Origin of the sequence: uncultured Polaribacter sp., assembly GCF_947497125.1 — a bacterium.
Lineage (GTDB): Bacteria > Bacteroidota > Bacteroidia > Flavobacteriales > Flavobacteriaceae > Polaribacter.
This window is the reverse complement of record NZ_CANMFI010000008.1, coordinates 1-25,233: the sequence shown is the minus strand read 5'-3', so window position 1 is coordinate 25,233 and position 25,233 is coordinate 1. Positions and strand designations below refer to the sequence as shown.

General features: G+C 29.1%; 20 protein-coding genes. All 20 read left to right on the top strand.

Going from position 1 to position 25,233, the window contains the following annotated elements; translation table 11 throughout:
- The first annotated feature begins 76 nt into the window (after window positions 1-76).
- The 20 genes from gmd (at window position 77) to Q0678_RS11255 (ending at window position 24,908) form a co-directional block, all read left to right on the top strand.
- The gene (gene gmd / locus Q0678_RS11350) at window positions 77-1,165 is read left to right on the top strand and encodes a GDP-mannose 4,6-dehydratase (protein ID WP_299057960.1); all 1,089 of its coding nucleotides are present in this window, start codon (window positions 77-79) and stop codon (window positions 1,163-1,165) included.
- A gap of 56 nt (window positions 1,166-1,221) precedes the next feature.
- Window positions 1,222-2,544: a UDP-glucose/GDP-mannose dehydrogenase family protein gene (locus Q0678_RS11345; protein WP_299057958.1), complete on the top strand. Its 1,323-nt coding sequence runs from the start codon at window positions 1,222-1,224 to the stop codon at window positions 2,542-2,544.
- A gap of 120 nt (window positions 2,545-2,664) precedes the next feature.
- Complete coding sequence (locus Q0678_RS11340) at window positions 2,665-5,079, top strand: SLBB domain-containing protein (RefSeq protein WP_299057956.1); 2,415 nt, start codon at window positions 2,665-2,667, stop codon at window positions 5,077-5,079.
- A gap of 37 nt (window positions 5,080-5,116) precedes the next feature.
- Window positions 5,117-6,229: a Wzz/FepE/Etk N-terminal domain-containing protein gene (locus Q0678_RS11335; RefSeq protein WP_299057954.1), complete on the top strand. Its 1,113-nt coding sequence runs from the start codon at window positions 5,117-5,119 to the stop codon at window positions 6,227-6,229.
- A gap of 105 nt (window positions 6,230-6,334) precedes the next feature.
- On the top strand, window positions 6,335-7,363 hold the full coding sequence (pseB, locus tag Q0678_RS11330) for a UDP-N-acetylglucosamine 4,6-dehydratase (inverting) (RefSeq protein WP_299057952.1): 1,029 nt from the start codon (window positions 6,335-6,337) through the stop codon (window positions 7,361-7,363).
- Window positions 7,364-7,369: 6 nt separating this feature from the next.
- Window positions 7,370-8,236, top strand: coding sequence for an aldo/keto reductase (locus Q0678_RS11325; protein ID WP_299057950.1), 867 nt, complete (start codon window positions 7,370-7,372; stop codon window positions 8,234-8,236).
- Window position 8,237: 1 nt separating this feature from the next.
- Window positions 8,238-8,981, top strand: a complete 744-nt coding sequence (locus tag Q0678_RS11320; RefSeq protein ID WP_299057948.1) for a glycosyltransferase family protein — start codon at window positions 8,238-8,240, stop codon at window positions 8,979-8,981.
- Between the two features lie 2 nt (window positions 8,982-8,983).
- On the top strand, window positions 8,984-10,291 hold the full coding sequence (locus Q0678_RS11315; RefSeq protein WP_299057946.1) for an aminotransferase class III-fold pyridoxal phosphate-dependent enzyme: 1,308 nt from the start codon (window positions 8,984-8,986) through the stop codon (window positions 10,289-10,291).
- On the top strand, window positions 10,291-11,178 hold the full coding sequence (locus tag Q0678_RS11310; protein WP_299057944.1) for an SDR family oxidoreductase: 888 nt from the start codon (window positions 10,291-10,293) through the stop codon (window positions 11,176-11,178). Before Q0678_RS11315 ends, Q0678_RS11310 begins: the two co-directional genes overlap by 1 nt.
- A complete protein-coding gene (locus Q0678_RS11305) occupies window positions 11,165-12,232 on the top strand; it encodes an N-acetylneuraminate synthase family protein (RefSeq protein ID WP_299057942.1) in 1,068 nt (355 codons plus the stop codon). Before Q0678_RS11310 ends, Q0678_RS11305 begins: the two co-directional genes overlap by 14 nt.
- A complete protein-coding gene (locus Q0678_RS11300) occupies window positions 12,229-12,759 on the top strand; it encodes a GNAT family protein (RefSeq protein WP_299057940.1) in 531 nt (176 codons plus the stop codon). The genes Q0678_RS11305 and Q0678_RS11300 overlap by 4 nt, the downstream gene beginning before the upstream one ends.
- Window positions 12,760-12,883: 124 nt before the next feature.
- Window positions 12,884-14,326 carry an oligosaccharide flippase family protein gene (locus Q0678_RS11295; RefSeq protein ID WP_299057938.1) on the top strand — a complete coding sequence of 481 codons (1,443 nt, stop codon included), beginning with the start codon at window positions 12,884-12,886 and terminating at the stop codon, window positions 14,324-14,326.
- A gap of 1,122 nt (window positions 14,327-15,448) precedes the next feature.
- Window positions 15,449-16,831: a hypothetical protein gene (locus tag Q0678_RS11290; protein ID WP_299057936.1), complete on the top strand. Its 1,383-nt coding sequence runs from the start codon at window positions 15,449-15,451 to the stop codon at window positions 16,829-16,831.
- 4 nt (window positions 16,832-16,835) lie between these two features.
- On the top strand, window positions 16,836-18,755 hold the full coding sequence (locus Q0678_RS11285) for an NAD-dependent epimerase/dehydratase family protein (RefSeq protein ID WP_299057934.1): 1,920 nt from the start codon (window positions 16,836-16,838) through the stop codon (window positions 18,753-18,755).
- Between the two features lie 68 nt (window positions 18,756-18,823).
- Window positions 18,824-19,171 (top strand): DapH/DapD/GlmU-related protein, encoded by a 348-nt coding sequence (locus Q0678_RS11280; RefSeq protein ID WP_299057931.1) that lies wholly within the window; start codon window positions 18,824-18,826, stop codon window positions 19,169-19,171.
- Between the two features lie 4 nt (window positions 19,172-19,175).
- On the top strand, window positions 19,176-19,799 hold the full coding sequence (locus Q0678_RS11275) for a sugar transferase (RefSeq protein WP_299057929.1): 624 nt from the start codon (window positions 19,176-19,178) through the stop codon (window positions 19,797-19,799).
- A 110-nt stretch (window positions 19,800-19,909) separates the two neighbouring features.
- Window positions 19,910-21,277, top strand: coding sequence for a sialidase family protein (locus tag Q0678_RS11270; RefSeq protein ID WP_299057926.1), 1,368 nt, complete (start codon window positions 19,910-19,912; stop codon window positions 21,275-21,277).
- Window positions 21,278-21,288: 11 nt separating this feature from the next.
- Window positions 21,289-21,795 carry a sugar transferase gene (locus Q0678_RS11265; protein ID WP_367181520.1) on the top strand — a complete coding sequence of 169 codons (507 nt, stop codon included), beginning with the start codon at window positions 21,289-21,291 and terminating at the stop codon, window positions 21,793-21,795.
- A complete protein-coding gene (locus Q0678_RS11260) occupies window positions 21,792-22,910 on the top strand; it encodes a DegT/DnrJ/EryC1/StrS family aminotransferase (protein ID WP_299057924.1) in 1,119 nt (372 codons plus the stop codon). Before Q0678_RS11265 ends, Q0678_RS11260 begins: the two co-directional genes overlap by 4 nt.
- A 111-nt stretch (window positions 22,911-23,021) precedes the next feature.
- The gene (locus Q0678_RS11255; RefSeq protein ID WP_299057922.1) at window positions 23,022-24,908 is read left to right on the top strand and encodes an SDR family NAD(P)-dependent oxidoreductase; all 1,887 of its coding nucleotides are present in this window, start codon (window positions 23,022-23,024) and stop codon (window positions 24,906-24,908) included.
- Window positions 24,909-25,233 lie beyond the last annotated feature (325 nt).

The window sequence follows — 25,233 nt, the reverse complement described above, 5'->3', positions numbered from 1 at the left end:
ACTAAGACTAAGACTAAAACTAAGACTAAAACTAAAATAAAACTAAGACATTGTTTAAGTTTTTTAAAATAAAAAAATGAAAGTTGCATTAATTACAGGAATTACGGGTCAAGATGGTTCTTATTTAGCCGAATTATTATTAGAAAAAGGTTATTTTGTGCATGGTATTAAAAGAAGATCATCATCTTTTAATACAGATAGAATAGATCATTTATATCAAGATCCTCACGATCCAGATTTAAGAATTAAATTGCATTATGGTGATTTAACAGATGCGATGAATTTAACCCGTATTATTCAAGAAACACAACCAGACGAGATTTATAATTTAGGGGCTATGAGCCACGTTGCTGTTTCATTTGATACACCAGAATATGTTGGTAATGTAGACGGTTTGGGTACTTTGCGAATTTTAGAAGCGGTACGTATTTTAGGATTAGAAAAGAAAACAAAAATTTATCAAGCATCAACATCAGAATTGTATGGCGGAATGCCGGAAAATAAAAATGAAAAAGGATTTTACGATGAAAAGTCACCTTTTTATCCTCGTTCTCCTTATGGTGTTGCAAAAATTTATGGCTTTTGGATAACTAAAAACTACCGTGAAGCTTATAATATGTTTGCATGTAATGGGATTTTATTCAATCATGAGTCGCCAAGAAGAGGAGAAACCTTTGTAACCAGAAAAATAACCAGAGCAGTTGCAAAAATAGCCTTAGGATTACAAGATAAATTATATTTAGGAAATTTAGATGCGCAGCGAGATTGGGGGCATGCTAAAGATTATGTTCGCATGATGTGGATGATTCTACAAGCAGAAAAACCAGAAGACTGGGTTATTGCAACAGGAAAAACCACAAAAGTAAGAGATTTTGTTCGTTTGGCTTTTGAAGAGGTTGGAATTGAACTTGAGTTTATAGGTGAAGGAATAGATGAGAAGGCTATTGTTAAGGCTTGTAGTCATAAAGACTTTCAAGTAGCAATAGGTAAAGAAGTCCTTTCTGTAGACCCTTCTTATTTTCGTCCAACAGAAGTAGATTTGTTGATCGGAGACCCTACAAAAGCAAAAGAAAAATTAGGTTGGGTTGCAGAATATAGCCTAGAAACATTGGTAAAAGATATGGTGAATAGCGATGTTCATTTAATGAAAAAAGAACAGGTTTAGTTTTTGGCAGCAAATATTGTTCTTAAATAAATGTTACTTTAAGAGAAAGAAATTATATGAAAATTACAGTTATTGGTTGTGGTTATGTCGGCTTGGTTACGGGGGGTTGTTTTGCAGAAATGGGAAATACTGTTGTTTTAGTAGATATAGATGCTTCTAAAATAAACAAATTAAATAAAGGTGAGGTTCCTATTTTTGAGCCAGGGCTTTCTCAATTAGTTTCAAAAAATTTAGAAAATAAAAGTTTGAGATTTACGACTAGTTTTTCTGAGGCTATTTATAAATCTGAAATTGTTTTTATAGCGGTTGGTACTCCAATGGGCGAAGACGGAAGTGCTGATTTAAAACATGTTTTGTCTGTTGCAGATTCAATTGGGGGTGTTTTAGAAAGTAAAATAATTATTGTAAATAAATCTACAGTACCATTAGGTACAGCAGATAAGGTGAGGTTCAGAGTTCAGAGTGCATTAAATAAAAGAAAAATAAACTTGAATTTCGATGTAGTTTCAAATCCGGAATTTTTGAAGGAAGGAACAGCAATAGAAGATTTCATGAAGCCAGATAGAATTGTAATTGGTTCAGATTCTGAAAAGGTTACAAAAAAAATTAAAGAATTATACGCTCCTTTTTTTAGGACACATAACCGTTTTGTGTCAATGGATGTTCGTTCTGCAGAAATGACAAAGTATGCAGCAAATGCTATGCTTGCAACTAAAATATCATTTATGAATGAGATTGCTAATATTTGCGAAAAAGTGGGTGCAGATGCAAATATGGTTCGTTTAGGAATCGGTTCTGATAATAGGATAGGCTACAGTTTTATATATCCAGGAGTTGGTTATGGAGGATCTTGTTTTCCTAAGGATGTAAAAGCGTTATCTAAAATAGCAGAAGAACATGGTTATAATGCACGTTTAATTAATGCTGTTGAAAAAGTAAACGATGCGCAAAAATTAGTAATTGTTAAAAAAATAGTTCGTCGTTTTGGAGATGATTTAACCGGGTTTTGTTTTGGAATATGGGGTTTAGCATTTAAACCAGGCACAGATGATATGAGAGAGGCTCCTGCAATTTATGTGATCAAAGAATTAGTCAAAAGAGGTGCTAAAATAAATGCATATGACCCTAAAGCTATAAATGAAGCAAAAGAACACTATTTAAAAGAGGTTCAAAACGTTGAATATGTAGAGGCAAAATATGAGGTTTTAAAAAACTCAGATGCTTTAATATTGTTAACAGAATGGAAAGAGTTTCGTTCTCCAGATTTTTCAGAGATAAAAAATCAACTAAAGAAACCTGTTATTTTTGATGGGAGAAATCAATACAATGCCTTTAATCTAGATGATAAAGGCTTTGAGTATCATCAAATAGGGAAATAATAAAATCAAAATCTCTTGTTAGCTTTGTTTCAATAAGATTAAGATCACTTTTATTTAAATAAGATTCGATTTAGTTTTATTAAGACCTTAAAATTAGTATTTTTGTAAAAAAAAGTAAAAATGAATAAGAATCTTCTGTCCCTTGGGATTATTATGATCTTTTTTTTCTCGGTATCTTTGTACTCACAAGATGTTTCGAGTCTTAAGAATGTAGATGTTAACTCATTGTCCGATGCACAAATAAGTGCTTATTGGTCTAAAATGACTGAAAAAGGATATACCTTAGATCAGTTAACAGTTTTAGGTGAGGCACAAGGTATTTCTCCTCTTAAAATAGCATCCTTTAAACGAAGAGTTTCGGCTTTAAATAATTTTGATTCAAAAGAAAGGGTTTCTAGAAATGAATCAGGAAGTCAGAAAGAAAAAGAAACAGAGAGTTTTGGTCTTACGGAAAAAAAACCTTTAAATATCCTTAAAGAAAAATCCTTGCTTTTTGGCTATGATTTTTTCACCAATTCTAAAGTTTCTTTTGCTCCTAATGTAAATATTGCCGTTCCAGAAAATTATCAAATTGGTCCAGGAGACGAACTTATGATTGACTTGTGGGGTGCTGCAGAAGTTACTTATGTAGCAACGGTAAACAACAATGGTAGCATCAAGATTAATGGTGTAGGTTTTATTTATGTGAATGGATTTACATTAGAAAATGCGACCAATAAAATTCTTTCAAAATTAAAAAGTAAGCATTCAGGCATTACCGCTTCAAAAAATAGTTATGCTAAAATTTACACCAATGTTACGGTTTCTAAAATTAGAACTGTACAAGTAAATATTATAGGAGAAGTAAAAGCGCCTGGAACGTATGCATTAAATTCATTGTCATCTGTTTTAAATGCATTGTATGTTGCTGGTGGTCCAACTGAAATGGGTACCTTTAGAGAAGTACAATTAATAAGAAATAATAAACAGGTAGCTACATTAGATATTTATCAATACATGTTGTTTGGTACTCAAAAAGGAAATGTAACACTACAAGATCAAGACGTTTTATTAGTAACACCATATAAGAGTTTGGTAACAGTTGAAGGGGCAGTAAAAAGGCCTGGTATGTATGAGTTAAAAGAAGGAGAGTCATTGTACGATTTAATTCAGTATTTTGGTGGTTTTGCATCCAACGCTTATACAAAACTATTGTTAATAGAGCGTTTCAACGGTTCTCAAAAAGAAGTAAAAGAAGTTTCTTTAAACCAAGCTGCTCAGTTTTTAATGAAATCAGGCGATGAGTTTGTGGTGCAAGAAGTGCTAGATCGTTATCAAAATAGAGTTTCTCTAGAAGGAGAGGTGTATAGGCCAGGAAGTTTTGAGTTAATTGAGGGGATGACTTTAAAAGATTTGCTTCTAAAAGCGGAAGGTATTACACCAGAAGCTTTTTTAGAGAGAGGTTTGTTGGTAAGATCACATGACGATACCCAGAAAGAAAATATTCCTTTTTCTGTAAATGCTATTTTACAAGATAAGGAAGTCATAGCTATGCAAGCTAAAGACTCAGTAAAAATCTTTAACAAAGAAGAATTAAGAGAAAAAAGAACTCTTACTATTGGCGGAGCGGTTAATAAACCTGGTACTATTGATTTTGTAGGTAATTTACAAATAGAAGATTTGATTGCTATATCTGGAGGTTTGTCTGATGGAGCAGATCCAGAAAAGATAAGTGTCTCTAGGCGTTTAAAGGATGGTAGTTTTGTTACTTTAAGTGATGTGTTTGCGGTCTCTTCGGATAAAAACTTGGCAATTAATAACGGCAGTCCCTTTTATTTAGAACCTTTTGATATTGTAGAGGTTAGAAATGCAAAAGGCTATGTGGCTCAAAAAAATGTAACTATCGAAGGAGAAGTAAACTATGAAGGGAGTTATGTTTTGCGTAAAAAAAATGAGCGTATTTCAGATTTAATACTCAGAGCGGGTGGTTTTACACCTTTTGCTTATTTAAATGGAGCTACTTTAATTAGAGAAGTTGATGATACCTCTGTAAAACAATTAGAAGAAACACTTGAGAAAAGTTTAGATGATTTTGAAGCCGAAGAGGTATTAGAACAGAAGTCATCATTTTCTGTAGCAATTAATTTAGAAAAAATCATGTACAATAAAGGGTCTGCAGTAGATTTATTTTTAGAAGAAGGGGATGTCTTAAAAATCCCTACAAAACAACAAACCGTTCGCGTTTCAGGTATGGTTTTACAACCTTCTTTAGTGCCTTTTACAAAGAAACAAAATCTTAGAAAGTACATTGCTAAGTCTGGTGGTTTTGCACAAAAAGCAAAGAGAAATAAAGTTTATGTTTCTTATGCAAACGGAGATATTAAAACAGTTCGTAGTTTTTTCTTTTTTAAAGTCTATCCTAAAATTAATGCTGGAGCAACTATTTTTGTTCCTGAAAAAAGTGAAAATAAAGATCGTATGTCTACCACAGAAATAGTAGGAATTACCTCTTCTTTAGCCACTTTAGGAATTTTAATTCAGACACTCGTAAAATAAAAAGATTCGCCGACACATTTGTCTTATTAATAAAAAAATGCAAGAAAATAAAAACACATACATAGAGCCAGAAGATACGATCGATATCATTGCACTTTTAAAAGGTTTTTGGCAAGCACGTAAGTTAATATTAAAAATCACGTTGGTTTTTTCCTTCTTGGGGCTTTTTGTGGCTATCTTTTCTAAGAACGAGTATACAGCTAGCACAACCTTTGTGCCTTTGGTGCAAGGGAAGACCTCAGCCAGTGGTTTAGGGAGCTTGGCTTCTTTGGCAGGCATAAGTCTAGGTGGAGGTGTAAATAATACAGAGATTTCTCCAGAGTTATATCCTCAAATAGTAGCGAGTATTCCTTTTCAATTAGCCCTTCTAGAGACTAATCTAACTATTCAGAATCTTGAAAACGATGTTACTTATAAAGAGTTTTACGAGAATGTTTATAGTGCTGGATTGTTAGCTAATATAAAAAAATACACACTTGGATTGCCATTAGTTGTTGTTAAGCTATTTCGCTCAAAATCAGCTTCAGTTGGACAGAATATTACTCAAGATAATCAAGAAATTATTACCATTTCTGATAGAGAGAATGAATTGATAGAACTAATCTCTTCTCAAATAAATTTAAATGTCAATGTTAATGAAGGCTTTGTATCTCTTGAGGTTACCTTTCCAGAAGCTAAAGCATCTGCTCAACTTGCTCTAAAGGCACAACAATTATTGCAAGACTTTGCTCTTTATTTTAAGACTCAGAAATCAAAAGAGCAATTACAGTATATAAAGGAGCGCTATGTCGAAAAGCAAAATGAATTTAATAAGGTGAAAATTTCCTTGGCTCGTTTTCAAGATAGAAATACAAGTATAAATACTGCTTTAGGTAAATCGAAATTATTACAGTTGCAATCTGAATATGATTTGGCTTTTTCTGTCTATTCTGAATTAGCAAAACAATTAGAAACACAGCGATTACAGGTAAAAAAAGATACTCCCTTGTTTACAGTATTAAAACCTGTATCAGTGCCAAATAAGAAATCTGCACCAAAAAGGTCTCTTATTCTTATTATTTATGTGTTTTTAGGGTTAGTGTCTAGTATTGGATATTTATTGGTGAAAAAATATTTAAAAATATTTAGAAAACAATGGTTATTAAGATAAACTTGATTTTTTTATATGAAAAATCAAGTTGCAAATTTAACTTGATAGCAATTTTTTCAAAAATGAAAATGTATATATTGTTATTAAAAAAAAAATATAAGAAAAATGGATTTAAATAATAAATCAATATTAATTACTGGTGGAACAGGTTCTTTTGGTAAAATGTTTACAAAATTAATTTTAGAAAGAAGTCCAAATGTAAAGCGTTTAGTTATATTATCCAGAGATGAACAAAAGCATTTTCAAATGGCACAAGAGTTTCCTGAAAGTGAGTTTCCACAAATTAGATATTTTATTGGAGATGTTAGAGACGAGAAGCGATTAGAAACAGCTTTTGAAGATATTGATATTGTAATTCATGCTGCGGCGATGAAACATGTTCACTTAGCAGAATACAATCCTATGGAATGTATTAAAACGAATATAAATGGTGCGGAAAATGTTATTAATGCTGCGCTTAAGTCTGGTGTTAAAGATGTAGTTGCGTTGTCTACAGATAAAGCAGCAGCACCGATAAACTTGTATGGCGCAACAAAATTAGCTTCGGATAAGTTATTTATTGCAGCAAATAATATAAAAGGTAAAAGAGATGTCAAGTTTTCTGTAGTACGATATGGAAATGTTATGGGTTCTAATGGTTCAGTAATGCCTTTTTTTCTTAAAAAGAAAAAGAATGGAGAAGCTTTTTTACCAATTACAGATAATAAAATGACCCGTTTTAATATTTCATTAGAGGATGGATGTGAAATGGTTTTCTATGCGATTGAAAAAGCATGGGGAGGTGAAGTTTTTGTGCCAAAAATACCATCATATAAAATACCAGATGTAGCAAGCGCAATAGCACCTGAGTTAGAGCAAAGAGTGGTTGGTGTTCGCCCTGGAGAAAAATTACACGAAGAAATGATTACCTCTTCAGATTCATACAATACCGTTGATTTAGGTAGGTATTATGCTATTTTACCTCAAAATTCACCTTACTCTAAATATACTAAAGAGGAGTATAAAAAAGCATTTAATGGCGTTGATGTACCTGAAGGGTTTTCTTATGACTCAGGAAATAATACTGAATGGGAAACTATAGAAACTCTGAGAGAGTTAGTAATTGAGCATGTAGATTCTAATTTTAAAGTTTAGATTATTTTGAAAAGTAAACTTATTTTAGGTACTGTCCAATTTGGTCTAAATTATGGAATAAATAATAATAAAGGAAAGCCAAATTTTAATGAAGTTAAATCTATTTTTGATTATGCTTATAACAATAATATTAACTTTTTAGATACTGCAGAGGCTTATGGTAATTCTCATGAAATAATTGGGAACTATCACGAAGCTTCTGGTAATAAATTTCACGTTATTTCTAAATACTGTTCTGCTAGACTTGACTTACCAAAAAATATTTCAGATAGAATCAATCATCATTTAAAAATATTGAATGTTAATAATCTTTATTGTTACATGTTTCACAACTATGATGATTTTAAGAACTACTTTAATTTATTTAAATTAGAATTATTAGAATTAAAAAATAAAGGTATTGTTAAAAAAATAGGAGTTTCACTTCATAGTAATCATAATATTAATGATGTTCTTGAAAATAAAGAAATAGATTTAATTCAACTGCCTTACAATCTATTAGATAATAAATCTAAAAGAGAAAAGATATTTTTAAAAGCAAAAGAAAAAGGAGTTGAAATTCATACAAGATCTACTTTTTTACAAGGTTTATTCTTTAAAGATTTAAATACAATACATGGTAAGCTAGATGTTTTAAAAAAATACTTATTCGAATTAAAAAGATTAGTAAATAAAAATGAAATTAATAGTTTGGCACTTAATTATGTCTGCTCAAATGCAAACATTGATGGTGTTTTATTAGGTGTTGACACAGTTAGTCAATTGCAAAATAATCTCAGTTGTATCAGCGATTATAAATTTAAGAATATTATAGAAAATATTGATTCTATTAACGTTAAAGAAGAAAATTTGTTAAACCCTGCTAATTGGTAAAATGAAAATTATAGCTATAACTCAGGCAAGAACTGGATCTACGCGATTTCCTGATAAAATTATGAATAAAATTGAGGATGAAACTCTTCTAAGTATTCATATTAATAGAATAAAGCAATCTAAAAAGATAGATTCAATAATTATTGCAACCACCAACAAAAAAAAAGATGATATTATTGAGCTCGAATCTAATAAGTTAAATGTATCATGTTATCGTGGTAATGAGGAAGATGTTTTAGATAGATTCTACCAAGCAGCAAAGCCTTATAATCCTGATTTTGTTGTTAGATTAACATCTGACTGTCCGCTAATTGATTCCTCATTAATTGATATGATTATTGAAGCTACTGTAAATTCAAATGTTGATTACTGCTCAAATACGTTGATTGAATCATACCCTGATGGACAAGACGTTGAAGTTTTTAGTTTTAATTCGCTAAAAAAAGCATGGGAGGATTCAGTTTTATTATCCGATAGAGAGCACGTTACACCTTATATGAAAAAAAACTTTAAAGTATTAAATATACATTCAAATAATATGAAATTCAATAAGGTTAGAATGACTGTTGATGAACCTACCGATTTTGTTGTAATAAAAAAGTTGGTTGACAAGTTAGGTTTAAATGAAAAATGGGAAAATTACACAAACTTATATTTGAATGATAAATCGATTAGTAATACTAACAATTCTATAATAAGAAATGAAGGCTACATAAAATCTATTAAAAATGATTTAATTAACTAATTATGAGAAAAGGTCAAGATTTATATAAAAAAGCAAAAAGTATAATTCCAGGAGGAACCATGCTTTTATCTAAAAGACCAGAAATGTTTTTGCCAGAAAATTGGCCATCATACTTTTCTGAGGCTAGGGGATGTAAAGTTTGGGATCTAGATGGTACTGAACTAATTGATATGTCAATAATGGGTATTGGCACAAATAGCTTAGGATATGGAAATAATGAAGTTGATTCTGCAGTTTTTAATGCTGTCCGAAAGGGAAACATGAGTTCACTAAATTGTCCAGAGGAGGTTTATTTAGCTGAAAAATTAATTGAGATGAATCCATGGGCAGATATGGTTCGATTTGCAAGAAGTGGAGGAGAAGCTAATGCCATAGCAGTTAGAATTGCCAGGGCAGCTTCGGGAAAAGATAATATTGCAGTTTGCGGGTATCATGGATGGCATGATTGGTACCTTTCAGCTAATCATAATGGAGGTGATGACTTATCGAGCCATTTAATAGCGGGTTTGAGCCCTAAAGGTGTTCCTAGAAATTTAAAAAACTCTGTTTTTCCTTTTAATTATAATAATTACGAAGAACTTTTGGATATAGTTGAAAAAAATGATATCGGCGTAATAAAAATGGAAGTCATAAGGAATTTTGAACCCAAAGATGGTTTTCTAAAAAGAGTTCGGGATTTAGCCACAAAGAAAAATATTGTTTTAATTTTTGATGAGTGTTCATCTGGTTTCAGAGAAACTTTTGGTGGTATTTTTCAAAAATATAATGTTGAACCAGATATGGTAATGTTTGGTAAAACAATCGGGAACGGTTATTCACTAACAGCTGTTGTTGGAAGAAAATCAGTAATGGAAGCTGCACAGTCAACATTTATAAGTAGTACTTTTTGGACTGAGCGTATTGGACCTACAGCAGCATTGGCCACTCTTAAAGTTATGGAAAGAGAGCAATCATGGAATAAAATTACTTGTACCGGTAAAAATATGCAAGAAGGCTGGTTAGCACTCGCAAAAAAAAATAATTTAGACATTACAGTGTCAGGTATACCCGCTATGACATCTTATAGTTTCAATAGTAGGAATGCTCTAGAATACAAGACTTTTATAACTCAAGAAATGTTGAAAAAAGGTTTTTTAGCAAGTACAATTTTTTATGCTTGTACAGAACATACAGATGAACATCTAAGTAATTACTTTGATGAACTCGATAAAATATATAAAACTATTTCTAAATGCGAATCGGAGAAATTAAATATAAACACTCTTTTAGATGGTCCAGTTTGTCATTCAGGGTTTAAAAGGTTGAACTGATGAAAAACATACTAATTACAGGAGCATCAGGTATGTTAGGGGCATCATTAGTTAATGATTTAAAAAATCAATTTAACGTTTATGCAACGGGTAATTCCTTTTTCAAGGAACAACATAGCCAGTTTATGAAATTTGATCTTAAATCTGATTGTTATCTAGAATTAATACAATGGGCTAATCCTGATATTATTATTCACAGTGCTGCTTTAACTAATGGGAATTTTTGTGAAAAACATCCTATTGATGCATTTAATATTAATGGTATTTCTGTTCAAAAGTTACTCAATGCAACAAATAATGATGTTAAGATAATTTATATTTCATCAGATGCTGTATTTCCATCATCTCTGCATTTAGCAAAAGAATTAGACTGTGTTTTTCCTGAAAACGTTTATGGGAAGTCAAAAGAATTAGGTGAATTTTTTTTAAAAACATCAAACAACCGAAGTTATACAATTATTAGAACAACTATATTTGGTTTAAATTTAAATACCAATAAAGTAGGGTTTGCAGAATGGATAATTAATACTGCAAAAGATCGCAAAGAATTAGGATTGTTTACTGATGTTTTATTTACTCCAATTTCAATATGGGATTTAGCAAATGAGATTGAGTTTTTAATAAAAACTGATAATATTAATTCAGAATCTCTCCATGTAGCAGGTGAATTATGTACTAAATATGAATTTGGATGTAAATTGTTGGATAAACTTAATATTCCGACTAAAACACTCTCTAAGACCCTAATATCCTCATACAAGGATAGGGCTAAAAGGTCAAATGATCAGTCTCTAGATTCTAGTTATTATAGTCAAAAATATCAAAGAGAATTAATAAGTTTAGATCAAACTATTTTAAAATTAAAAGAACATTATGAATACAATTAAATTAGGTAATAAAATTATAGATGATAATTCGTTATATTTTATTGCTGATATAGGTGCTAACCACAATGGCTCTCTTGAAAAAGCTATTGAATTAATTCATTTAGCTAAAGAGGCGGGAGCTGATGCAGCAAAGTTCCAAAATTTTCAAGCAGATAAGATCGTAAGTAAAACAGGCTTTGATAAAATGAAAGGGAAACTTTCACATCAATCAAAATGGAAAAAATCAGTATTTGAAGTGTATGCGGATGCTAGTATCTCTAAGGATTGGACTAAAATTCTTAAAGATGAATGTGACAAGGTAGGAATTGATTATTTCACAAGTGCTTATGATTTTGAATCTGTTGATTTAGTTGATCCATATGTTGATATTTATAAAATTGGTTCTGGTGATATTACTTGGTTAGATATTATTGATTATATAATTGATAAAAATAAACCTGTTTTGATAGCTACGGGAGCATCAACTAATGAAGATGTTTCAAGAGTTATGAAAATGGCACTTAAAAAGACTCAAGATTTAGTATTAATGCAGTGTAACACTAATTACACTGGGTCCATCGAAAACTATAATTACTGTAACTTAAATGTGTTAAAACAATTTTCTATTGATTACCCAAATACTGTTTTAGGTTTATCAGATCATACTGCTGGTCATGCTACTACTCTAGGAGCTATTGCATTAGGAGCAAGAGTGATAGAAAAGCATTTTACTGATAACAATAATCAAGAAGGCCCTGACCATGGGTTTGCTATGAATCCAAAATCTTGGAGAGATATGGTAGATAGATCATATGAATTATTAGTTTCTTTAGGTGATGGTGTTAAGATTGTTGAAAAAAATGAAGAACAATCAAAATTAGTTCAAAGAAGGTGTATTAGAGTCAAAACTAATTTAAAAAAAGGGCATACACTTTTAGAATCTGATTTAATTTCATTGCGACCAATTTCTAAGGGAGGTTTTGAACCTTTTGAGAAAACAAGCCTTATCGGCAAGGAATTATTAATGGATATTGAAGCCGGTGAACACTTAACCAAAAAAATAGTGAAGTTATGATCAAAGGAAAAAAAGTTGGCCTAAGAGCTGTTGAAAAACAAGATTTACCATTTCTAAGAGATTGGAGAAATATTGTTGAATTCAGAAAGAATTTTAGAGAGGTTAGAGAACTATCTTTAACTGACCAAGAAGCTTGGTTTGATCACCTTCAAAAGACCAAACATATTAACTTTATGTTTACTATTGTTGATTTAGATACTCAAAAACCCATTGGAGCTGCCGGTTTATTGTATGTTAATTGGATAAATAGATCTGGAGACTTCTCTTTTTATATTGGAGAAAATGAAATGTATATAGGTGACGACGGTAAAGCAAATGAGGCAGCAGAATTATTAATAGATTATGGATTTAAAAACTTAAATCTTCATAAAATTTGGATGGAACTTTATGAATTTGATAATCAAAAATTAAATTTTTTTATCAATGATTTTAATTTTATACAGGATGGCCTTTTAAGAGATAACTGTTTTGAAGATGGTAAATATTGGAATTCATACATTATTAGTTTGTTGAATGGTAAATTGTAGTCTCATTAATTATTAAAAAAAAACTCTGCCCTTTATGATTTATAAATTCAAAATATTTTAAAAAAAAATGAATGCTAAGTCAGTAAAAATTTCCAGAATTCTAGTTAGTTAATAGTTTAATTTTATGAATTTATTTAAAAACAAAATCTTTATTTATACATCAAGTCGCTATTTAACTTATGGCTTGCATTTTCTAAATTCTCTATTAATAGCTCGGTTTCTAGGTGTTTTTTACCTTGGGATTTGGGGTTTTGTTATGTTGGTTTTACAATATTTATTGAGAATGAATTTTGGAATCTCAAATTCAATTAACGCTATTGTTTCTATAAATAAAAATAATTCAAGTTATGTTTCACAAGTCATTGGTATTGGTGTTACATTATTATTTATACTTTCTGCTTTAATTTTATTTTTTTTCTCTTTTCTTTATTTTTTTTCTATAGATTTTGGAACTAAATATTCATTTGAACAGTATCTAGTTTATATTATTGCAATAGCCATTTTAAGCCATTTTAATTTATTTTTTTCTAATATCTTCAGAGTATATGGAAAATTATCGGCTATAACTTTTAATCAAACAATATTACCAGTTTTAACTTTTTTATCAATATTTTTTTTTGAAGGCAAGGAACTGTTAATAGTATTAATTAGGGTTTATTTACTATCGTCTGTTCTTTCTATAATGTTTTATTTATTCACCTCCCCAGTTTCATTTAAACCTATTATAAATCGAGATTTAGCTAAGAAAGTTTTATCAAAAGCTTTTTATTTATTCATTTACAATGCCTGTTTTTATTTAATTATTATTGTTACTAGAACTTTTGTTAGTGATTATTTTACAATTGAAGAGTTTGGATATTTTACCTTTGCATTTACTTTAGCTTCAGCTGTTTTGTTAATTTTTGAATCTATGTCGTTTTTAATATTTCCCAAATTATTAAATAGATTTTCTCAGAAAGATAATTTAAACGTAGTGGTGTTACTTGATTCATTAAGAGATTCTTATGTTTCAATTTCACACTTATCAATGCATGTGGTTATTTTATTTTACCCCTTTTGTTTATTGTTTTTTCCTGAATTTATATCAACAGGAAAAGTATTTGTTTTTACTGCTTTAACAGTAGTAATAACAACCAATTTATTTGGTTATCAGGGTTTGATGATTGCTAGAGAAAAAGAGAAAACGATAAGCTTTATTACCGTTTTCGCTTTAATTTTAAATTTAATTTTAAATTATATTTTTATTAATTTTTTTAAATTTCAATATGAGTATGTCATGTTAGCAACTATGATAACTTATTTTATTTACATTTTTATAGTTTCTTTTTATGGAAGAAATATCATTTACAATAGAAACAATTTTAAAGCTACCTTTCTCGATGTTTTTCCATTAAAATGGATGATTCCATTTTTATCAAGTATGTTTATTACATTTTTGTATGATAATTATATCATCTTTTATTTAATACCAGTAATTTTATTTTTCATTTTAAATACTAAAGGCCTTATTAACTCTTTTAAGATGGCAAGAAACATATTTGCAAATTCTAAAGTTTTAGATGTCTAGTTATGGTAAGAAAAAACTCAATAATATTATCAATTTATATTTTTTTATCAAGTATATATTATATTTTCAACTTACCTATACGTGCATTAATTTTTATAATAACGTTTTTTATTTCTATTTATTTTGGAGTAAAGATTAAAAATGGTTTTTTCATTCTAAAAGTCCCGAAATCACTTTATGCTATTGTATTTGTTATATTTTGCTTCACTTTTTTTGTTCAATTAGTAAATAATACATTAACTCCATTTGTTATTTATTATTTAACATCCCCAATTATAGCTTATTTTATTTACTCAAATAAATTTAATACAAAAATTTTATCAATTCCATTTTATATTTTTTCTTTTTACACTACGTATTATTTTATTATCAATAAAGGTTTATTTGGAATTTTGAATAGTGTCAGTGAGAATTATTTATCTATAATATTAATAATGAACCTAGTTACTTTGTACGTAGTTAAAATTAGACAAAATGAAAAAATTCCAATATTACCCTCTTTATTAGGTTTAATTTTATCAGTCTTGGCAATAGGAAGATCGGGTATTATTTGTACCCTATTAATTCTATTAATAGTTGTATGGTTTAAATGGAAGTTTTTTTCTAAGTTCAAAAAAATAATTTCAGTATTAATGTTTTTAATGCCAATTATTTTTCTACTAATTTACAAGTGGGATCTAGTTTATTTAACGTTCAATAATATTGAACTTTTTGAAAAATTTACCAAGGGAGGAATAGATTCTCCATCTAGAGACATTTTAAAGAATGCTTACCTTTCAAGCATGAATTCTATAACTTTTTTTACAGGGTATAACTATGAGAATAATATTTGGTTTATACATTATGGTCTTAATCCTCATAATTCGTATCTTAGATTACATTATTTTTCAGGTTTTGCATTTTTTTTAATTATTCCAATATTATTTATAACCCTTTTTAAACTCATCAAAATTAATGTTGTTTTTAGTGGATTATTATTATCTGTTCTTTTGAGGAGTTATACAGATAGTGTGTTATTTTTAACTTTATTTGATTATATTTTGGTTTTATTTATCATGATTGCTTTTTTTGATTCCAAATCCCATATTCAAAAAATAAATAAATTAAAAAGTTGTTTATGATATGAAAACCGAAAATCAAATTTTATTAGAAATTGACCATAATGAAAAAGCACTAAATTTGTATGACTTTAAATTTTTAGGTATTTCAGTTTGGAGATTGGTTCGTTTCTCTGTTAGGGTTGGTAAATTAAAACAAGAGATAAATTATATCAACAGAACTTCTACTACTAAATTTAATTTTTTTAGTTTAATAGCTAGCTACTTTACTTCTTTTATTAGATTTCTAAGTATTTTAATTAGTAATAAAAAGTATAATTTTTTAATCCTAGCTTTCCCTCGTTTAGTTAAGTACAATGAAGAGTATATGGATAAGTATACTGATCCGTTGATAGAGAAAAGCAATCTCAAAAACAGATCTATTGTGTTACAAAGGAATTTAAGTGGTAATCAATTTAGTCCAAGATACAATTCAGGCGCAGAATATGCAAGTTCAGATTTTATAGATTACACATCTAATATTTTAGGACTCTTAATTTCTCCTTTCTTATATTTATTTTTTTTCAATAAAATCAATAACCTCAATAAAAAGGCAAAAGAGTATTTTAATCTTTCATCAAAGTTCAGTTTTATCATTGCTCTTAGAATGGGTGTTTTTTTAAATAAATGTTTGTTTGCATATATAACATTAAAATTTTTAAGAATAAACAAAGTTATTTTGGTTAATAGGGTTGTATTTCTTCCTTTTATAGCAGTTGCAAAGAAAAATAATATTAAAGTTTTAGAGTTACAACATGGTATCACACATTCTGAAACTGATTTATATATGGGGGAGTATCAATATGAAATTGATCCAGATTATTTCTTAAACTTTGGCTCTATTTGGGTAGGAAATCAATTTTCAATTTCTAAAGAAAAGCAAGTTGTAATTGGTTGGGCTTATAAAGACTGGTTGTTAAGTAGAATTAATGTTGGTTTAATTCCTAAAAGTGTTTTAGTAGTTTCCTCTCCATCTATCACATCAAGAATATTAAAATCCACTATAGAATTAGCAACAGAATTTAAAAATTATAATTTTATTTTGAGATTACATCCTCAAGAGAAACTTGATTCTACTCAAATAAAGGAACTTGAAAATTATATAAATATTATAATAGATGATAATATTCAAGACTCATTATTTTCAATATTAAAATGTCAATTCATTATTGGTGAAAATTCATCTGTGTTGTATGAAGCAATAAGTTTAGCAAAGCCTGTTGCTAAAATTATGTTTAATGGTTTGAAATCCAAAAACATTTTAGACAATAACATTGAAACTATTCAATACTTATTTGAAGTAGCGGATTTTTCATGTTTTATTTCAAATAGTTTAGTGAAAAGCAAATATTTAAATGGAATATATGATACTTTTGATGTGTGTAAATTTAACAATCTTCTAAAATAAAATAATGATAAGAGTATTAGTTACCTGCGTAGGTTCAGGTGTTGGGCAATCTATTATAGATTCGTTAAACTTAAAAAGAGATTATAAAATTATTGGTTGTGATGGCAACAGAAATGTTTATGCAAATAGTTTTTGTGATAAATTTTACACAGTAAGGAGTTTATATGCAGAGGGATATATAGGCGAACTTATAAAAATTTGTAAAATAAATAATATAGATATTGTTATACCAGGTCATGATCATGAGTTAACATTGTTTGCTAAAAATTTAACCGAATTTGAAAGTAATGGTATAAAAGTTTTAGTTTCTGAGCCAACTATTACAGAAATAAGTAGAGATAAACAAGATTGGTATACCTATTTTGCTTCAAGAGGTTGTAAAATTGTACCAACACTTTCTGTAAAAGAATTTAATTTAAATATAGATACTAGTATTTTTCCTGCTATAGTAAAACCAAGTGGTGGTTCTGCTTCCCAAGGGATTAGTATTGTAAACACAATAGAAGATTTAAAAGGTTTAAAAGAAGAAGATATAATTCAACCCTATTTATTTCCGCAAGAGAGTGATCCAAATTTTGATGCAATAAAAAAAGCGGTTAAAAATGGAGATTTTATTCAGAAATCAGAAATTTCTATCCAAATTTTAATGAATAAAGATTCTAAGCATACAGCTACTTTTATCTCTAAGAATACACTAAAAAATGGAGTTCCTGTCTTTGTAGATCCAATAAACCCAACTACTTTTGAGTATTTAGACGAAATTTTAAAGTTTGTACCGTTTTTAGAAGAGAAAAAAGTAAAAGGGCCTGTAAACATACAAGGTAGAATTACACCAAATGGTTTATTCTTTTTTGAAATGAATATGCGATTTACAGGTATAACAGGCAATAGAGCATTATTAGGTTTTAACGAAGTAGACTATTTAGTTAGAAATTTTTTAGATAAACCAGCATCTATAGAAGGGTATGCTATTAATAAAGTAGGTGTAAGGCAAGTTGCTTGTACATCAATACCAAAAATAAAAAGTACAACTGATAAAAAAATAGCAACTATTTTAGGGGCAGGAAGTTCTGTGGGGCAACATTTTATAAACACACTAAACCTTAACCAATACTCAAAGATTTATCTTATTGCAAGAGTAACCTCAATAAAAAAATATACCACACTATTTAAAGACGCTAAGTTTGAAATAGTTGCAGATACAGATAATAAACTTACAGCCTGTTTCACACAAAGTGATGTTTTATTAAATTTTGTAAGTGCACTTGCATTTCATGATGATGAATTAAAGTATGATGCAATAAGGTATATATATAAAATGATTCCTAAAATTGCCAAAGCAAAAATCCCAAAAATAATTAATATATCATCACAATCTGTGTATGATCAAAATGAGAATATTTCTAAAACGGAAGAATTTAACACGGTAAGTAAAACAAGTTATGCTTTTCAAAAACTTATTATTGAAGATTTTTTCACCTCTATAAATCAGCATAGTGTTTTAACAAAAGTAATTAACTTGCGTTTTTCTAGAATATTGAATACCAATAATATAGAGCAATTAGGTTTTTTTGGAGTCATAATTAGTAATTATATTAATGGTAAAGAAACAACAATAGGCAACCCAAATAACAATACAAATTTAATAGATATTACAGATGTCTGTAGTGCAATTGCTTATACTTTAGAAACTAATCTTGATAACTCAACACTTAATGTTGGTGGGCAAGATGTTAGTATGAAAGAGTTTTGTGAAGTAGTGAAAAACCACCTTCCACAAAATAATAATGTTATACTTTACGGTGATGATACCTCTGTAAAATCTAGCTCGATGATAAATGCAGATAAAATATTGAGTCTAGGTTGGAAACCTAAAAATTCGCTAAAAGATATAATTAGAGCTATTATTAAAAATAATAACTAATAATGAGAAAATTACTTTGGAATCTTTTGTCAAAAGTTTATCCCTTTATATTAAGAAAAAGATATAAAATGAATATTGACAATAATGTTATAATTTCTTATAAAGCTAGGTTAGACAAAAGTATAAACCCAAAAGGAATTTATATCGGAAACAATACTTGGGTTTTGGCAAATAGTTTAATTTTGACTCATGACCATCTAAGGGGGTTAAAACTAGACACACGCATAGGTCACAATTGTGTTATAGGGGTAGATTCTATTATTATGCCTGGAGTTACAATTGGCAATCACGTTGTAGTTGGGGCAGGAGCAATTGTTACTAAAAACATTGAAAGTAATTGTATTGTTGTTGGTAATCCTGCAAGGGTAATTAAAAAAGATATTAAGCTAAATAACAAAGGACAACTAATTAACTAAATCAATGTATAAACATTTTTTTAAAAGAATAATAGATTTTATTTTATCTTTTACAGGGTTGGCAATTTTAGCACCGCTATTACTGGTTGTTTTTATTATTTTAAAAATAAAACAAGGCGGTGTGTTTTTTGTGCAAAAAAGACCAGGTAAAAATGGTGAAATTTTTAATATTATTAAGTTAAAAACAATGACAGATGAGCGTGATGCTAAAGGAGAGTTACTGCCAGATGATAAGAGAATTACAAAAATCGGAAAATTTGTTAGATCTACCTCTTTAGATGAAATACCACAACTAATAAATGTTGTAAAAGGAGACATGTCTTTAATTGGGCCAAGACCTTTATTGGTTAAGTATTTAGAAAGATATACGCCAGGGCAAAAAAGAAGACATGAGGTAAGGCCAGGTGTAACAGGTTGGGCACAAGTAAATGGTAGAAATCAAATTTCTTGGAAAAGAAAGTTTGAATTAGATGTTTGGTATGTTGATAATTTAAGTTTTTTATTAGATTTAAAAATAATATTCTTAACAATTAAAAAAGTGTTAAATAAATCTGGTATTAGTTCAGATACTGACGCCACAATGGAAACGTTTATTGGCACGCATAAAGAACAAAAAAATGAGTCTTAGAGTATTATAATTTCCCTAGTTTTGTAAAAGAAATACAGAACAAATACCTTCAATATAAAATTAGGATGATGTTATTTTATAAACGGTTATTAATAATTAGTATCTTTTTTATGCTTCATAATACAAACGTTCTTTTTTCTCAGGTTTTTTCTGCTAAAAAAGATTCAATAAAAACAATTGTTTGGAATCAGCACTTAAACAAAGTTTATACTACTGGCGTTAAAAGAGGTGTTGGAGTATTTAATAACTCTATGAGAATAAATTACAGGGTAAATAAAGTAAATAAATTTTATATAGAATTAGATGAACCAACATTAGTATATCAAGCTAAAAAAACAAGAGGTTGGGGCTTTGTTCAATTTCCAAGGTTGTTTAAAAATGATGATGAGAAATTAGCGGTGGTTTGGAATATGAATGAAGATGACATTTTGGCAAAACCCAAAAAAAAGTGGAAATACTCTAAAAATGCTGGTAAAACATGGTTTTTTAGGCACAAGGAATCACCATATGATAAAGGGGTTTTATTATCAGATAATAGCAGGTTAAAACTCTATTCTAATAAATACAAAGAAGCAGAGCTTAACACTACTGCCATTGAGTATAATTCTAATACATTTAATACAGAAACTTCACAAGCAAATAGAGAAAAAGAAGCTCTTTTTAAGTTTTATAAGGTTGAATCCTTAGAAAGTAGATTCACTAATTTTAATCAAGTAAAATCATATAAAGATTCAATTGTTTTGATAAGTTCTCCAGTAAAATATCTACCTAATACTTTAAAATATTCTTATAAAGGGGTTTTTCCAAATCAACTATGGGGTAAAATGGCAAAAGTTAATAACTGTACATTAATTACTTGCCAGTATCCTTACTTTAAAAATAATGGTGATAAAAAAATTAACTCATCTGGTGTCGCTTTTTTTGAGTCAAAAGATAATGGAGGTTCTTGGAAACAAATTAGTGACATAACTTTTTATGTAAATGAGGTATACGATAAAGAAATTAAGCTTGATAGAACTTACTTGGGCTATACAGAACCTATTTTTCAAGTTTTAAAAAACAATAAAATTGTCTGTATATTAAGATCTTCCCCCACTTATAAAGAAGCACCTATGTACATGACTGTATCAAGTGATTTAGGAAGAACTTGGTTAAAACCTAAGGCAATAACAAATAATGGTGTTTTGCCACAGTTATTATTGTTAGAAAATGATATGTTAGTATTATCTTATGGAAGACCAGGTGTACAAGTACGATTTTTAGATACAAAAGAAGACAACCTTGTTTGGTCAGACCTAATAGAAATGCTGCGTTTTAAAAACTTAAAAGGTCAAGTTTCTTGTGGTTATAACAATTTATTAGCTACTTCAGAAAATAGTTTTTTAATTGTTTATTCTGACTTTAGGAGTAGAGATGAAAACAATAATTTAAGAAAATCAATATTTATAAGAAATATTGAAGTTGTAAAATGTAATTAATAAAACATTTGATGGTACCTATTTTGATGTTTTTTTTAATTTTAATTATTTTACTATTAGTAATATATTACTTTAAATCATGTTTTATTTTTACGCAAACTCGAATTGGTCAATATGGTAAACCTTTTTCCATTTATAAAATCAAGACTATGCAAAATGGAGTTGTAACTCCATTAGGTAAGTTTTTAAGAAAAACAAAATTAGACGAACTACCGCAATTAATAAATATTCTAAAAGGTGAAATGTCATTTGTTGGGCCTAGGCCAGATATCCCAGGTTATTATGATACTCTCGAAGGAGAAAATAGAAAAATATTAGAATTAAAACCAGGTTTAACTAGTCTAGCAGCTTTAAAATACAAAAACGAAGAGCGTATATTAGCTCAACAAAAAAAACCAAAGGAATATAATGATTATATTATTTTTCCAGATAAGGTGAAAATGAATTTGGAGTATTATTATAAAAAAAACTTACTTTTAGATATTCAAATAATAATAAAAACTATTTTTAATAAATGACACATAAAATATGGCTATCCTCACCGCATATGGGAGGTACAGAACAAAAATTTGTAAATGAAGCTTTTGATACTAATTGGGTAGCCCCTTTAGGTCCTAACGTAAATGGTTTAGAGTCTGATATAGAATCATATATCGGTGAAAACAAGAAAGTAACAGCTTTGAGTTCAGGAACATCAGCAATACATTTGGCGCTTATAATGAGCAATGTTATTGCAGGTGATGAGGTTCTATGCCAATCTTTTACTTTCTCTGCTTCTGCTAACCCAATATTATACCAAGGAGCAACTCCTGTTTTTATAGATAGTGAATTCGATACATGGAATATGTGCCCCCTTGCTTTAGAAGAAGCAATTATAGACAGGATAAAGCTAGGTAAAAAGCCAAAAGCGATTATAGTGGTTCACCTTTACGGTATGCCAGCTCAAATGGATAAAATTGCTGACATAGCAAATAAATACAATATAAAAGTAATTGAAGATGCCGCAGAGGCATTGGGCTCAACCATAAACGGACGAGCTTGTGGAACGTTTGGTGACTTTGGTATATTTAGTTTTAATGGTAATAAAATAATTACTACATCTGGTGGTGGTGCATTAGTGTGCAATACCTTTGAAGCAAAGCAAAAGGCTGCATTTTATGCAACGCAGTCTAGAGACGATGCTGCTCACTACGAACACTCTTACATTGGCTACAATTACCGCATGAGTAATATTTGTGCAGGTATAGGAAGAGGTCAAATGGAAGTGTTAAACCAAAGAGTAAAACAACGCAGAGGCAATTACGATTTCTATTTTAATAATTTAGATAAAAATAAGTTCACGTTTTTAAACGAACCAGCCAGTTATTTTGCAAATAGATGGCTGTCAACAGTATTGGTAAGCGAATCGAATAATTTTAATAGAGAAGATGTACGTTTAGCATTAGAAAAAGAAAATATTGAAGCTCGCCCATTATGGAAGCCTATGCATTTACAGCCAATTTTTGAGAAATATCCCTATTATGGGAATAAGGTTTCTGAAACTTTATTTGATATAGGCTTATGTTTACCTTCAGGGTCTAATTTAACAAAAAAAGATCTAAATAGAGTTTTAAAAGTTATTAATTCAATTTAATTCAAAAAAACATGAGCTATTTAAACTTAAAGAAAGAAAGTTGTCTATTATCAATTTTTTGAGATTAAAAAAATAAATTATTGTAAATTTGTAAAATATGTTAGTAACACAATGATTAAAAAATTCTTTTTAAAAACTTTAAATAAGTACGCTTCTAAGTGGGTTGTTTTATTAATAGACATTATATTAGTCTGTCTTTCTTTTGTTATAGCCTATATCATTCGTTTTAATATTAGTTTTAATTTCGAAATTTACAATCTAATTAATCAACTACCAGTGGTTGCTATTGTTGCTTTATTTAGTTTTCTTTTGGTGGGTTCTTATAAAGGAGTTATCAGACACACGGGGCCAAAAGATGCTTTTAATGTCTTTTTTGCAGTTTCTATTTTTATTTTTTTTTTAAGTTGTATAGTACTTTTAAACCAGTTTTTTCTTTTTCAAAAAAACTTTACAATTCCTAAATCAATCATTTTAATTCATTATTTAGTTTCCATTTTTACATTATTAATTAGTCGTTTTATATTCAAGTCTTTTTTTGATATTATCTCTACAGAATTAAAATCTGTTACTAATGTAATGATTTATGGTGCTGGGGATTCTGGGATTATAACATATGGAACTTTAAATAGAGAAAAAAAATTAAATTACGACGTTTATGGTTTTATTGATGATGATACAAATAAAATAAATAAGAAGATTGATAGAATAAAAATTTACAATCCGAGTAAAATTGACAAAACTTTTATTGAAGACAATCACATAAAAGAGGTGATTATTTCTATCCAAAACATTCAACCAACAAGACTTTTAGATATTACAGATTCGTTATTAGAATTAGGGGTAAAAGTAAAGATTGTACCCCCTTTATCTCAATGGATAGAGGGAAATTTAAAAATAAATCAAATTAAAAAAATTAATATTGATGATTTATTAGGCAGAACAAAGATCTCTATTAAAAATCCTGTAGTAAGAAAAGAGGTAATAGATAATGTTGTTATGGTAACAGGAGCAGCAGGTTCAATTGGTAGTGAAATTTGTAGGCAATTGATGAATTATGATCTAAAATTACTAGTTTTAGTTGATCAGTCAGAATCTCCTTTATACGATTTGCAGCAAGAGCTATTTCAGTTAGGAAATAATAATTTTGAAACTTTAGTAGCTGATGTGAGAAATGAGCAACAAATGGAAACTATTTTTAAGAAGTATACACCTCAAAAAGTGTTTCATGCGGCGGCTTATAAACATGTTCCTTTAATGGAAGATCGCCCATACGAGGCTGTTAAAGCTAATGTTTTAGGAACTAAAAACATTGCCGATTTATCTCTAAAATACAATGCAGAGCGATTTGTAATGGTTTCTACAGATAAGGCCGTAAATCCGACGAATGTAATGGGAGCTACAAAGCGAGTTGCAGAAATGTACATAACTAGCTTAAGTGAAACAACTGACACAACAAAATTTACCATCACTCGTTTCGGAAATGTATTAGGATCTAATGGCTCTGTAGTGCCTTTATTTAAAAAACAGATAGATAATGGTGGGCCATTAACCATTACACACAAAGAAATAACACGTTATTTTATGACCATACCCGAAGCCTGTAGTTTGGTTTTAGAAGCAGGAACAATGGGTGTTGGTGGCGAAGTTTATATTTTTGATATGGGCAAATCTATTAAGATTTTTGACATGGCAAAAAGAATGATTTCTTTATCTGGGTTAAAATATCCTGATGATATAGATATTAAAATAACAGGCTTACGACCCGGAGAAAAGTTATATGAAGAATTGTTGGCAGATGGAGAAAATACAAAGTCAACTTACCATCAAAAAATAATGATTGCTAATACAGCAACAGTAGATACAGATTTGGTTTTTCAAACTATTTTAAAGCTTTCAGATGAAACAGCCAATAGTACCCCTTTTGAATGCGTATCACTACTAAAGTTACTTGTGCCAGAATATAAGTCTCAGAATTCGGAGTTTGAGAAATTAGATTAGAAGAATCTAAGAGCACTTTTTTAAAGCTAAAAATGTCACCTCGAGCGGAGTCTAGAGGATGTTTTTAGCTTTACAAGTATAGTTCTTTCTCGACTGCGATCGAACTGACATTTAGTTAATTTAAATTTCTGATTGTATCTACCTTCAGAAAACGAATGTCATTTCGACTTTTAAGGAGAAATCACATATGCTAGCTATTTTTTCAATTTTAGTTTATACTTCATAATTAATTTCTACTAAAATCCTAATTTTAAATTACGAGGTTCATAATTAGGATTCGACTGTGCTCAACCTGACAGTGCTATATTGATATTAAAATGTCACC